Origin of the sequence: Thiospirochaeta perfilievii, from assembly GCF_008329945.1 — a bacterium.
Lineage (GTDB): Bacteria > Spirochaetota > Spirochaetia > DSM-2461 > DSM-2461 > Thiospirochaeta > Thiospirochaeta perfilievii.
This window is the reverse complement of the sequence record NZ_CP035807.1, coordinates 2,990,493-3,003,248: the sequence shown is the minus strand read 5'-3', so window position 1 is coordinate 3,003,248 and position 12,756 is coordinate 2,990,493. Positions and strand designations below refer to the sequence as shown.

Genomic DNA, 12,756 nt, shown 5'->3' with positions numbered 1-12,756 from the left:
TATTTGAGGAGCAAAACTAGGAATTCCAATAAAATTAAAATTCTCGCCAGTTGTTAAAGTATCTCCTATTTTAAGACTACCGGTATCATGTAAACCTATAATATCCCCGGGTAAGCCTTATCAATAATATTTCTATCTTGAGCCATAAAAGCTGTAGGATTAGAGCTTTTATAGTTTTTACCTGTTCGTACAAGGTTATATTGTCTATTTTTTTCGAATGTTCCACTACAAATCCTTAAGAATGCAATTCTATCCCTATGCCTTGGATCTAAATTGGCATGAATTTTAAAAATAACACCAGAAAAGTTTTCTTCTTTTGCTTCAACAATTCGATTATCTGCTTCTCTAACTGTTGGAGATGGTGCAATATCTACAAAACAATCTAACAGTTCTCTAACACCAAAGTTATTAACTGCACTTCCAAAAAAGAGGGGTGTTATTTTTCCACTAAGATAATCTTCCATATCAAATGTAGGATAGATCTCTTTAATAAGTTCTACATCGTCCCTTAATTTAGAAGCTTCAGAACCAACTAATTCATCTAATTTAGGATCATTAATATCAGTAACTTCAATACTATTGGAATCTTGTAAACTATTAGAGTCAAATAAAACTAATCTATTTTCATATAAACTGTATACGCCCTTAAAATTACGTCCCTGACCAACTGGCCAACTCATAGGACATGCCGTAATTTTCAACTCTTTTTCAACTTCATCAAGTAACTCTATTGGTTCTTTACCCTCACGGTCAAGTTTATTTAAAAAAGTAATAATAGGGGTGTCACGCATAGCACAAATTTCACAAAGCTTTCTTGTTCTCTCCTCAACTCCTTTTACTGAGTCAATTACCATAAGAGCACTATCTACAGCAGTTAGAGTTCTATATGTATCTTCTGAGAAATCGGCGTGTCCTGGAGTATCTAATAGATTAACCTTTCTGTTTCTATAATTAAAACCCATTACAGATGTAGAGATAGAGATTCCACGCTCTTGTTCCATTTTCATAAAATCAGAGACTGTACCTCGATTACTCTTATTTGACTTTACTGCTCCTGCAGCATGAATAGCTCCACCAAAAAGTAATAACTTTTCGGTAATAGTTGTTTTACCTGCATCCGGGTGACTTATAATTGCAAAAGTTAACCTTTTGCTAATTTCTTTTTCTAATTCAGACATGGCAGAAGTATATTATATAAAATCCGTTTCAACAATAGTTCTAATTTTCGATTTCTCTTCAAAGATAGACCATAAAACAGATGTGAACTCTTTAAGATCACTATCTTTAAATAGAAGGATATAGCCATTTTCTTTTACATTAATATCTATATCCACATCAGTTTTGTCATATACAAATAGAGAAGAATAGTCTAATAAAACATCTTTCTTATTTTTAAAATTTATAATTACAACGCCATCTTCAATAAAAAAGTAATCATTATCTCCAAAATTTATCTTTTGATTTTTTTGATTTTTTTCCTTGTCATAATATTAGACAACTGTATTAATTTCACTAATGAAAAACCGTATGTAAAATATCTATTTTTTCTTAAACTTTTAAAGCATTGTGATAGCCCTATGTGGGATAGACAGTTTCTAAAATTCTTATTTTTAATTTTTAAAATATAACTATATGATACAGCTCTAAACTCTGTTTTACTCTTTTTTCATTATTGAATGTGTATAAAAAATCTCCCTGAACATATTTTCTTTCATATCCTGTTGTATCATAATCCTTAAACAATCCTGATAAAACTAAATATACATTTTCAAGCTTGTCACCTTTTTTATGTAAAATCTCTCCTGGTTCAATTAAGAGTATATCTTTATATGAAATATTTAGCTTAACTTCTTTAGTTAAGTTGGATATTTCTTTAAGTATATTTTTTGATTTTTCCAATAAATAGTTATATTCACTTCTAATTAGAACTTCAGTATGTCCAAATTTTGTAGGATGGGAGAACCTCACATTTTCACTAACATCTATATCATGATTCAAATGACTTAAAATTATTTTTTTTGAGTTGTCTCCAGAAAAATCGTGGGAGTCTCCATGTACAACACCTCCCCTGCATCAACTCTTTTTAAATCACACTCCTCTAGATAGTGATTAAACCAGAGGTTAGCCCAATCCTTAGTAATCTTTTGACTCTGATCATGCTCTAACATGTAATCAAGATCTTTCCTTGAAATTATATCTGTTATATGTCCATAGGATTTCCAATCACCATCACTATTTTTTACTCTGAAATAAAATATATTTGTCTCAATTGTATGAAATGAGTAGTTAGGTTTAACTTCCATCTCCCCAATATTAGTCCACATATTCTCCTTTAACTCGATAAAATCTATAAGCCTTTTTAACTCGTTTCTACTAATATTTAATAGGGCTTGGAATTTCTTTTGAACAGAAGAGATAATAAGTGGAGTCGAAAAAAACTTTATCTTATTTTCTGAATTTAATAGGGATAACAGACCTGCAAAGTGATCATCATGGGAGTGGGTAACAAATACACCCTCAACCTCCGATGGCATTATTCCTAAATGTCGTATTAGATCTAAAGAACCAGGACCTGAATCTACTAAAAATCGTTTTCCCTTACTGTTTATGACTGCTCCCATACATGGAACATCTGAATTCCATCCATTCCCATCGCCAACAGTAGTGACACTAAACTCATCGAACTTGATATGTCTATTACGTATTTTGTAAGGCAGGCCCACACCTTTAGAAAACTCATTTAAATTAATGTCAATTATTTCTTCTTCATTATTATATGTAAATTTAAACTTATTAATAGCTAATCGTTGGACAAACAGATCCCCCTTAATATTGGTCTTTTTGTCTAGATAAACCTTATTAATAATATTAAATTCTTTATTTTTACCTCTATGATAATCTCCAATAGCAAGTATTCGTTCAGCTGTTATAACATCAACACCTGCTTCTAGAATCTCCTCTAATGAGGTTAATCCGTGTAATCCTCTCCTAATATACTCATATTGATCATCTACCCTATTCTTATTTCCTATAAGAATAAATTTCTCATTTGTACCATTAAAAGATGCACCTTGGAAGTATTGGTGATGTAATAGCGGGAATTCTGCAAAGTTTAGAAAATGGGAATTTAAAATAGAATAATCATTTAGTAATATAGCATTTGGCCCACTAACTAGTTTAAAGCCATTTATATCAACAGGTTGAGTCAAACCGATCTGCATTATAAATTTAATACTATTTTCAGGGCAACCACATAAAATCCGAATATTCTCTTCTGGTACCTCTAAATAAGTAATTCCTTTTGTGATTACAGTTTTTTTCATTAGAATAATTATAGATTATATTTTTGGATATTTACAACAACAAAAAAATATATCAACAATTTACTCTTTTATTGTATAATAATAGTTATGACTAAATATATAATATCCTTAGACCAAGGAACCACAAGTTCACGATCTGTAATTATTAATCATAGAGGTGAAATAGTTGATATAAATCAAAAAGAGATAAAGCAGTATTATCCTAAAAACGGTTGGGTTGAAGAAGATCCTCTAGAGATATATGAATCTCAAATATATACATTAAAGTCTTGTTTAATAAAAAATAACATACTTCCAGATCAAATTTACTCAGTTGGAATAACAAATCAAAGAGAGACAACTATATTATGGAATAAAAAAACTGGAAAACCTGTATATAATGCTATTGTATGGCAGTGTAAAAGAAGTAGTAATATTTGTGATGAGTTAAGAAATTCTGGTTATGCTGATATGATTCATAAAATAACTGGATTAATTCTTGATCCATATTTTTCAGCAACAAAGATAAAATGGATTTTAGATAATATTGATGGAGTTAGAGATGAAGCCGAGGAAGGGAATATCCTTTTTGGAACCGTTGATACCTGGTTATTATGGATGTTAACTGATGGACAAAGTCATTATACAGATGTTTCAAACGCTTCGCGAACAATGCTTTTTAATATTAATACTAAAAAGTGGGATGATGACTTATTAGATATTCTTGACATTCCTAGAACTATTCTCCCAGAGATAAAACCCACTGCTTACCACTTTGGAAATATATCAAATTCTATTTTTGAAGGAAGTATTCCTATCCACTGTCTAATTGGTGATCAACAGTCAGCTCTATTTGGGCAACTATGTACTGATATTGGAGATATAAAAAATACCTATGGGACCGGATGTTTTACATTGATGAATACAGGAGAAAAGCCTGTATTTAGTAACAACGGTCTATTAACAACAGTGGCATGGGAATATGATAATAGATGTTACTACGCAATAGAAGGGAGTGTTTTTGTTGGAGGGGCTGTAATACAGTGGATTAGAGACGAGCTTGGTATTATAAAAAATGCTTCAGAGAGTAATACTTTAGCTAAGTCAGTTCAAGATAATAATGGTGTGATTTTTATTTCTACTTTTCAAGGGGTGGGTACACCATATTGGTGTAGTAATGTAAAGGCGCAAATATCTGGTCTTAGTCGTAGTACAAAAAAAGCTCATATAGTCAGGGCAGCTTTAGAATCTATTGCTTTTAGAACAATGGAAGTTATAAATACAATGGAACTAGATTCAGAAATAAAAATATCCAGTTTGAAAGTTGATGGAGGAGCTTGTAGAAATGATTTTTTAATGGAGTTTCAATCAGGAATTAGTAATGTGGATATAGTACGTCCTACTAACACTGAGTCAACTGCATTAGGAGCGGCTTATATGGCCGGTCTATACTCAAAATTCTGGAAGGATATATATGAACTTAAGCATTTAAAAAAGACTGATAGAACCTTTAAACCCTCTATGGATAGTAAGACTAGGGAAAAAAGAGTTAATGAATGGAGCAAGGCCATAAAAAAAGCAATAGGAGATTAGATAATGGATTTAAAAATGTATGATAAGTGTAAATGGATTGATTTTGAAGTTTTAAAAGATTTTATGATTAAATCTTTAACCAATGTAGGTGTTCCTGAAGATCAAGCTGAAATTGTAGCGGATGTTTTGATAACATCTGACAAACGAGGGATAGACTCCCACGGAATTGGTAGATTGAAGCCAATCTATATTGATAGAATTGATAATGGTATCCTAAACCCAGAAACAAAAGTTACTATTATTAAAGAGAATAAGGGTGTCGCTGTTTTAGATGGAAATAATGGATTAGGACATGTGGTTTCATATAAGGCAATGAATTTAGCTATTGAAAAAGCTAAAGAGTATGGTATTTCTATGGTAACTGTAAGAAATTCGACCCATTATGGTATTGCTGGATACTATCCATTAATGGCTATAAAAGAGGGTATGATTGGAATTACAGGAACCAATGCAAGACCTAGTATAGCTCCTACCTTTGGAGTGGAGAATATGTTAGGAACAAACCCATTTACATTTGGTATTCCAACTGATGAAGAGTTTCCTTTTGTATTAGACTGTGCAACAAGTATAAGCCAAAGGGGAAAAATTGAGGTATATGCAAGAGAAGGGAGAGAGACCCCTAACAATTGGGTAATTGATAGGGATGGGAATCCAATGACTAATAGTCTTGATATTTTATCAGCTCTAACAAGTGGTAAAGCTGCTCTAAATCCCCTAGGAGGTAGTGGTGAAGATGGTGGAGGATATAAAGGTTATGGTTTTGCAACAATAGTTGAAATATTTTCTGCTGCACTACAAGATGGTAAATTTTTAAAAGATTTAAGTGGTAAAGATGAAAATGGAGACCCAATTCCCTACCCTCTTGGTCATTTTTTTATAGTTATTGACCCTGACTTCTTTATGGGAAGAAATTTATTTAAAAAAATTGCTGGAACAATTCTAAGATCCCTTAGAGAGAGTAAAAAATCTCCCCACGAAGAACGTATATATACTGCAGGGGAGAAAGAGTGGTTAGCTTGGAACTTAAGAAAGGATAAAGGTTGTCCTATTCCTGAGTCTTTAGAACTTATTATTAAGGAACTAAGCCAGAGGTTTTCAATAGAAAACCCTTTGAAGGATAACTAGATGAAAAAATATATAATATTTACGACTATGATATTACTTTTATTATCATGTGGAACAAGAAAGCAGGATCTAAGGGATTTAGAAGTAACACTTAACAGTGTAAATTATGCTTTAGAGAGTAATAATAGTGAAAAAATAGAGAATGCAATAAGAGAAATAGAAGTATTGTTACCTAAATTTACAAAACACCAAGCTTTACGTCAAAAAAAATACCAATTAGAAATTAAGTTAAAAAGATATGAGGATGCTATAAACACTATAGATTCAATCTTAAAAATTGATCCTAATAGTATTGATCACAGAATCACCCAAGGTATTTTATTAGAGATTATTGGTAAAAATATGGAGAGTGTTGTTGTTCTTGAAAAAGCATTAGAACTTTTATCAAATAGACCAGAAACTATTACTATTGGAGCAGAAAAGAGATCTTTTATTGCAGCAATCAATCGGGTTATGGTATTAAAACTTTTGAAACGTGACAAACCTGAAGATTATGATAATTTAAGACTCAGCGATGCTGCAATAAAATACCCAAGTATCGCAAAGACAATTAATCTACTTGAATTGGGAGATAGGGATAGATTAATTAACAACTATAGGTGATCATTTTCTATTTAATAAATCTCAGTTTTAGGTGATAATAACTCATAAAATAATAGGAGCTTAAAATTGAAAAACCTAAAAGAGAGAGCCTTAGAATATCATAAAAATGGAAAACCTGGAAAAATTGAAGTTATACCTACTAAGTTGTGTAGCAGCGCTGATGAACTTTCATTAGCATACACCCCTGGGGTTGCTGAACCAGTTCTTGAGATTGATAAGGATAAGGAAAAGGCATATGAGTATACAGCAAAAGGAAATCTAGTAGGCGTTGTAACTAATGGTACAGCTATTTTAGGTTTAGGAAATAGAGGGGCACTTGCAAGTAAACCTGTAATGGAAGGTAAGGCTGTCCTTTTTAAACGTTTTGCAGATATAGACTGTTTTGATATTGAATTAGATACTGAGGATCCTCAGAAAATAATTGATACTGTAAAACTTATGGAACCAACTTTTGGTGGTATCAATTTAGAGGATATAAAAAGTCCAGAATGCTTTATTATAGAGAAAACCCTAATAGAACAGTGTAATATACCTGTTTTCCATGATGATCAACATGGGACAGCAATAATAACAACAGCTGGTCTAATTAATGCATCAGAAGTTGCTGGTAAAAAATTAAGTGACCTTAAGGTAGTTGTTAATGGAGCCGGTGCTGCGGGAATTTCTGTTGCAAAAATGTTTGTAAAAGCTGGAGTGAGAATTGAGAATCTACTATTATGCGATAGAAATGGTGTGATATTTAAAGATTCTGAGGATAATAACTCTGAAGAGAGGAGTTTATTTGCACAGGATACAGACTTAAGAAGCTTAGAAGAAGCCTTAGTTAATGCAGATGTTTTTGCAGGACTTAGTGCTGCTGGAGCTTTAAAACCTGAGTACTTAGAAAAAATGGCAAATAATCCTATAGTCTTTGCTATGGCGAACCCTACCCCAGAAATTGATTATAAACTTGCTAAATCTACAAGAGAAGACGTTATTATGGCTACTGGTAGAAGTGATTATCCTAATCAGATTAACAATGTGTTAGGATTCCCATTCATTTTTAGGGGAGCCTTAGATGTTAGAGCTACAAAAATCTCTGAAGGTATGAAGATGGCGGCAGCAAAAGCACTTGCAAGCCTTGCAAAGGAGCCTGTTCCTAAGGAAGTTATATCAGCTTATGGTCAAAGCTTTTCTTTTGGACCTAACTACATTGTACCAAAACCATTTGACCCAAGGGTTATAGAGTGGGCAAGTGTAGCTGTGGCTAAAGCCGCATGTGAAGAAGGTTTGGCGAAATACCCTATAAAAGATTGGGATTTATATAAGCAGGAACTTAAGGAAAGAATGAAGAAACATTGGAAATAACAACTAAAGATGTCAATTTTTACTTATTTTTAACCGATAAATTACTTAGGAGCATTTATGAAATTTTTAAATATTTGTTTATTATTTTTTGTTTTATTAAACACAGCTTATACTGATGAAACAGAAGATTGGCGATTAGTTGATAAAAAAATAGTATACAGTAGTGACAATAGTAACTATATAAATTTGTCAGCGAATTCCCAATGGGTTAAAATAGGTTCTATGAATGAACCGTTTGTAGAAGATTTCCCACCACCTGCTGAAGGTTATGTAAGGAAGTGGAGGATTTTTAGTAAATACTCAGATTCTGATCCATCAATTAAAACTAGCTTTCAAATTAAATTTATGACTTCTACGTTCAAAAGACCTACATTTACATTTACAAGACCTTTAGGTTTTAATGGTGATCTTGAAGGCTTTTCTGACTGGTTCCAGTTTGAAGATGGAAGTAAATCAAGAATATATGATGGGGACGCTGCTATTTATGCAAGAATAATATCTCCACCTACAACAATAAATAAGGGAAAGATTTATAGAATTGAACTACAGGCATGGGATAAACTCTCTGAAGAGGCTAAAATAAAATCAGCATCTGGTAGAGCTCTACCTAGTGTAGATATAAGTAATAAACTTAAAAGCGATAATGCTATTAAGACTGTTGAACAAGCTAATGACTTTGCATTACAAGTTATGGCTACTATATTTAATAAGGATGAGAAAGAGTTTACAGAATTGATATCTGATAAGTGTTACTCCCTTGAATATGGGACAGTATATTACAAGGATAATTTCCCACTATATGAAAACTTAAAAGAGATCACAAAAGATACATATATTACTATGGCAAGTTATAAAGATAACTATAAACCTCAATTAATTTCATATGATGAATATATTGAACTCTTCCCCCACTGGATAGATAAAAATAGAGAGTGGAGACCAAGTAAAAATGATTTCTTATTTCTTGGCAATATGATGAAAAAGTCAGGAGAAAGAGTATTAAAAACACAAATGGCTGTTTTTATGATCGGTTTTGATAACGGTAAGTGGCAAATAAAAGCAATCCCTGAATAGGGATTGTTTTTATTTTAATGAGCTATAAATATAATCTACTCCATCATGCACACCCCACAACCATTGGGACTTTTCACCAATAATTGTTGCACTAATAAGTATATCATCAAAGTCTAAACTATTAATATCTGGAGAAATAACATTTTCAGCAGAGAAAATACGTATAACCCAACTCTCTAAATAGTGATCAGTAACTATTTTCCTAGTTTTGGGATCATTTTCATAAACCATGTTTATTATATTAAAAATCTCCTTAGTTGGTTTCTCTAAACCAAAAGAAATCTCTAATTGATTTGAGTCATCTATAAAAGTATAGATCTTATCCTCTCTAGAAATTGAAAATGAGTCCTTTTTATAATAATTATCATTTTTAAGTAAACTATCTAGTAAAAAATAGAGATCCCTAGAGGCTGTAACAATGGTTGGAATTCCCTTTTTTGTTTCTGTCTTTAGAGTGGAATAGTATTGGAAATTTGATAGAAAATATGATTTCAACCAAACTCTATCCTTAGATAATCCTAGGTATAGACTAGAATTATCGGCCCAAATATTAACAATGTTTTCTCCCTGAATATTTAAACCTATAAATAAAAAAACGACAATTATTACTACTTTTTTCATCTACTTTATCCTTTTGTTTCTTTTCTCTTTTTTTAGTCTTAACTTCTCTTCTCTTTTAAACTTTTCTTCCTTTGCAAGCTCTTCCCTTTTTATCATATCATCAGGTTCTTCAAGGGATAGCAAACCAAGCTTTCCATCTCTTAGATCTTTTAGGAAAAAAGCAACAGCTCTATCAATATCAATGATTCCACCTGTTTGCAAGCAACCCCTCCTTTTCCCTATTTGTAATAGGATTTCATAGGAGTCATCGGATAATTCATCAAAATTGTATCTAGCTACTAATCGACCGGAGTATCTTAACTGAAGATACTCTATAGCGTGTCTACTAACAGCAACAAGATCAAGTATAGTATCTTTTATCGAACCTAAAGCTGCAAGATTATACCCAACGATTTTATCTTCAAATTTAGGCCATAAAATTCCGGGTGTATCATATATTTGCAAGGAGTTAGTTATATTTATTCTTTGTAGATCCCTAGTTAACCCAGGTTTATTACCTACTGCTACCTTTTTTTTACCAGATAATGCATTGATTATAGTAGATTTACCAACATTTGGAATACCAACAACCATGCCTCTTACTTCTCGTCTATCAATCCATTTGGCCCCATGACATAACTCTTTACAGACCTTAGATATAGAATCAAGGTTGTATCCTGTTTTACTAGAAACCTTTACAGGCAGTGTATGTTCTAAATTTCTAAAGTATTCCATCCACCTATCTGTAGTATCAGGATCAGCAAGGTCAAATTTATTTAAAACAACTAATCTAGGTTTGTTTCCAATTAACTCTGTTATCATTGGGTTACTACTGGAGACAGGAACTCTAGCATCTAGAATTTCGATAATTACATCAACTTTTGTTAATGTATCTTTTATTATATTTATGGTTTTATTCATGTGACCAGGAAACCATTGAATTTGCATTAATTACTCCCTAAGAACTGGCAATATTATTAATAATCTTATACTATTTTTCAAGGAAACAATAGGAGTTAAATTGAATATTATATTAACATCAGTACATATAAATAAGACACCAGATGCAATTCCCCTAGCACCAGCGCTTTTAAAATCATATTTATTAGAGGATTCTTTAAATAAGGAAATTAAGGTAGATATCTTAGAATCAACATTAGATAAGGAGATAGAAGAGTTTGCAACGGAAATTTTGAGAAAAAAGCCTACTATTTTAGGTATTTCTGTCTATTTATGGAACAGAGATTTTTATTTAGAACTTGTTAATTATATTAGAACTATTAACTCCGAACTTATTATTATAGCTGGTGGGGCAGAAGTAAGGTCTAGCTATCTAAAACTGTTAAAACAGGGTATAAACTATACAATCCAAGGAGAGGGAGAGGAGACATTTTCTAAAGTTATAAAATGTATTCTAAATAAAACTGATCCAAATGAAATCTCTGGAGTTAACGATAATAATCTTATTCTAGTTAATGATTTAAATACTATTCCATCTCCAATTCTTAATAAAACTATTGACCTGACAAAATATGATGGCTTTTTATGGGAGTTATCTAGAGGGTGTCCTTTTAGTTGTGACTTCTGTTTTGAATCAAGGGGTGCTAAAGGTGTACGTTATTACAGTTTAGAGAGAGTAGAATTAGAGTTAAAAGAGATTATTAAACAGGATGTACCTCAAGTATTTGTTTTAGATCCTACATTTAATAAGGATTTAAAAAGGGCAAAAACAATTCTTGAATTGATACTAAAATTGAATAAAGGAACACATTTTCATTTTGAAGTTAGAGCAGAGCTTATTGATAGAGAGATAGCATCCCTATTTAACAAGATAGAAGCCTCTTTACAAATAGGAATTCAAAGTTCACATAATAGTGTTCTAAAATTAGTAAATAGAGGTTTAGATAGAGAACTTTTTAAAGATAAAATAGGTATATTAAATGAACATGGTGTAACTTTTGGCCTGGACTTAATATATGGACTTCCTGGGGATAGTTATGAAGGTTTTAAAGAAAGTATGGAATTTGTTTTATCATTGCAACCAAACCATTTAGATATTTTCCCTCTATCTGTATTACCTGGTACAGCTCTTTGGGATAATAGTGAAGAGTTAGAGTTAAACTTTGATAAAAATCCTCCATATACTGTAATTTCATCACCAACATTTAGTAAAGAAGATATGAGAAAATCTAAATTATTAAAAGAGTCTTGTGACTTTATATATAATAAATGTAAAAGTACCGGCTGGTTGTTACAGGTTACTAAAGAGTTAAAAATTAGTACAATCAAATTTATTGAAGATTTTGTTAAATGGAATACTAATTATAGGAAAAATAGAGAATTAACTGATATTGATATTATTAAAAAGTACATTAACGATAGTTTTAATCCTGAAAAATTTTCTCTTATTTGTGATATTATAAATTATCATTCAGCTTACTCTAAAGCGTTACTGAGTGTGAAAAAAAGAACATATATTTCAAAAAATAAGTTAATGGAATCGGTTCCAACTCTATCAAATTCATCTTCATTTATATACTTTAAATACCCAGTTTTAGATGCGTTTGATAACGGTTTATACACCATTTCTGAGATAAAAAAATATTTTAAACCTAGTAAGAGCAATGTTATATGTTGGTATCACTTAGGTGGTGAAGTTATTTTTGAAATGTATACCAAAAGGATTATGACTTTTTTAAATAGTGTAAATGGTAAAATCTCTTCAAAATTAATTGATAGAGATGTTGATATAGAATTTTTAAATTTTGCACAAGAGAGTGGATTATTACTCTTTACTTAATATATCATCGTATATATCTATTACTTTTTTAAAAGCTGACCTCTCTTTTTTTAACTCTTTTGAACCTCGGGTAATTTTGCAAAGACTAAGTCCTAGTTCATTTGCTATACCCCTCTGTGTCTGTCCTTCGTTTAGACGCCTTACAAGTGTCCATCTCGAAGTAACACCACTTATCTCATTTTCTGTTAAAATGCATTCTAAGAACTCTTTAATCAACTCTTTATCTTCAATTTTGGCTAAAGAGAGCGAAAGTTCATCTAATGCCCTAATACTCATTTCATCTGTCATATTTAGAGCATATTAAATAGAGTT

Annotated in this window: 13 protein-coding genes; 6 read left to right on the top strand and 7 right to left on the bottom strand. The window is 31.4% G+C overall.

The features are described from left to right. Positions 1-95 precede the first annotated feature (95 nt). The 4 genes from EW093_RS13885 to EW093_RS13875 form a co-directional block, all read right to left on the bottom strand. Entirely contained in the window at positions 96-1,178 is a 1,083-nt protein-coding gene (locus EW093_RS13885; RefSeq protein ID WP_246745039.1) for a peptide chain release factor 3, read from the bottom strand. Positions 1,179-1,190: 12 nt separating this feature from the next. Beyond that, complete coding sequence (locus EW093_RS17360) at positions 1,191-1,334, bottom strand: hypothetical protein (protein WP_187759720.1); 144 nt, start codon at positions 1,332-1,334, stop codon at positions 1,191-1,193. Between the two features lie 283 nt (positions 1,335-1,617). Continuing rightward, complete coding sequence (locus tag EW093_RS13880) at positions 1,618-1,998, bottom strand: hypothetical protein (protein WP_149568981.1); 381 nt, start codon at positions 1,996-1,998, stop codon at positions 1,618-1,620. A gap of 11 nt (positions 1,999-2,009) precedes the next feature. Further along, positions 2,010-3,323 (bottom strand): MBL fold metallo-hydrolase, encoded by a 1,314-nt coding sequence (locus EW093_RS13875; protein WP_149568980.1) that lies wholly within the window; start codon positions 3,321-3,323, stop codon positions 2,010-2,012. Positions 3,324-3,410: 87 nt separating this feature from the next. On the opposite strand from EW093_RS13875, the gene glpK reads away from it, so the two are divergent. The 5 genes from glpK (at position 3,411) to EW093_RS13850 (ending at position 9,044) form a co-directional block, all read left to right on the top strand. Continuing rightward, entirely contained in the window at positions 3,411-4,895 is a 1,485-nt protein-coding gene (gene glpK / locus EW093_RS13870) for a glycerol kinase GlpK (protein WP_149568979.1), read from the top strand. Positions 4,896-4,898: 3 nt separating this feature from the next. After that, the gene (locus tag EW093_RS13865; RefSeq protein ID WP_149568978.1) at positions 4,899-6,020 is read left to right on the top strand and encodes an Ldh family oxidoreductase; all 1,122 of its coding nucleotides are present in this window, start codon (positions 4,899-4,901) and stop codon (positions 6,018-6,020) included. Further along, on the top strand, positions 6,021-6,623 hold the full coding sequence (locus EW093_RS13860; protein ID WP_149568977.1) for a tetratricopeptide repeat protein: 603 nt from the start codon (positions 6,021-6,023) through the stop codon (positions 6,621-6,623). A gap of 66 nt (positions 6,624-6,689) precedes the next feature. Further along, positions 6,690-7,970, top strand: a complete 1,281-nt coding sequence (locus EW093_RS13855) for a malic enzyme-like NAD(P)-binding protein (RefSeq protein ID WP_149568976.1) — start codon at positions 6,690-6,692, stop codon at positions 7,968-7,970. A gap of 57 nt (positions 7,971-8,027) precedes the next feature. Further along, positions 8,028-9,044, top strand: a complete 1,017-nt coding sequence (locus EW093_RS13850) for a hypothetical protein (protein ID WP_149568975.1) — start codon at positions 8,028-8,030, stop codon at positions 9,042-9,044. 9 nt (positions 9,045-9,053) lie between these two features. Here EW093_RS13850 and EW093_RS13845 read toward each other — a convergent pair whose 3' ends face one another. Continuing rightward, entirely contained in the window at positions 9,054-9,665 is a 612-nt protein-coding gene (locus EW093_RS13845) for a hypothetical protein (RefSeq protein WP_149568974.1), read from the bottom strand. Next, positions 9,666-10,592: a ribosome biogenesis GTPase YlqF gene (gene ylqF, locus EW093_RS13840; RefSeq protein ID WP_149568973.1), complete on the bottom strand. Its 927-nt coding sequence runs from the start codon at positions 10,590-10,592 to the stop codon at positions 9,666-9,668. A gap of 73 nt (positions 10,593-10,665) precedes the next feature. On the opposite strand from ylqF, the gene EW093_RS13835 reads away from it, so the two are divergent. Further along, on the top strand, positions 10,666-12,444 hold the full coding sequence (locus tag EW093_RS13835; protein ID WP_149568972.1) for a B12-binding domain-containing radical SAM protein: 1,779 nt from the start codon (positions 10,666-10,668) through the stop codon (positions 12,442-12,444). On the opposite strand, the gene EW093_RS13830 is transcribed toward EW093_RS13835, so the two are convergent. After that, positions 12,430-12,732: a Trp family transcriptional regulator gene (locus EW093_RS13830; protein WP_149568971.1), complete on the bottom strand. Its 303-nt coding sequence runs from the start codon at positions 12,730-12,732 to the stop codon at positions 12,430-12,432. The genes EW093_RS13835 and EW093_RS13830 overlap by 15 nt on opposite strands. Positions 12,733-12,756 lie beyond the last annotated feature (24 nt).

Coding starts and splice junctions, on each gene's coding strand:
- EW093_RS13865 (WP_149568978.1), top strand. CDS start 4,899: ATGGATTTAAAAATGTATGATAAGTGTAAATGGATTGATTTTGAAGTT.
- EW093_RS13850 (WP_149568975.1), top strand. CDS start 8,028: ATGAAATTTTTAAATATTTGTTTATTATTTTTTGTTTTATTAAACACA.
- EW093_RS13860 (WP_149568977.1), top strand. CDS start 6,021: ATGAAAAAATATATAATATTTACGACTATGATATTACTTTTATTATCA.
- glpK (WP_149568979.1), top strand. CDS start 3,411: ATGACTAAATATATAATATCCTTAGACCAAGGAACCACAAGTTCACGA.
- ylqF (WP_149568973.1), bottom strand. CDS start 10,592: ATGCAAATTCAATGGTTTCCTGGTCACATGAATAAAACCATAAATATA.
- EW093_RS13885 (WP_246745039.1), bottom strand. CDS start 1,178: ATGTCTGAATTAGAAAAAGAAATTAGCAAAAGGTTAACTTTTGCAATT.
- EW093_RS13830 (WP_149568971.1), bottom strand. CDS start 12,732: ATGACAGATGAAATGAGTATTAGGGCATTAGATGAACTTTCGCTCTCT.
- EW093_RS13875 (WP_149568980.1), bottom strand. CDS start 3,323: ATGAAAAAAACTGTAATCACAAAAGGAATTACTTATTTAGAGGTACCA.
- EW093_RS13845 (WP_149568974.1), bottom strand. CDS start 9,665: ATGAAAAAAGTAGTAATAATTGTCGTTTTTTTATTTATAGGTTTAAAT.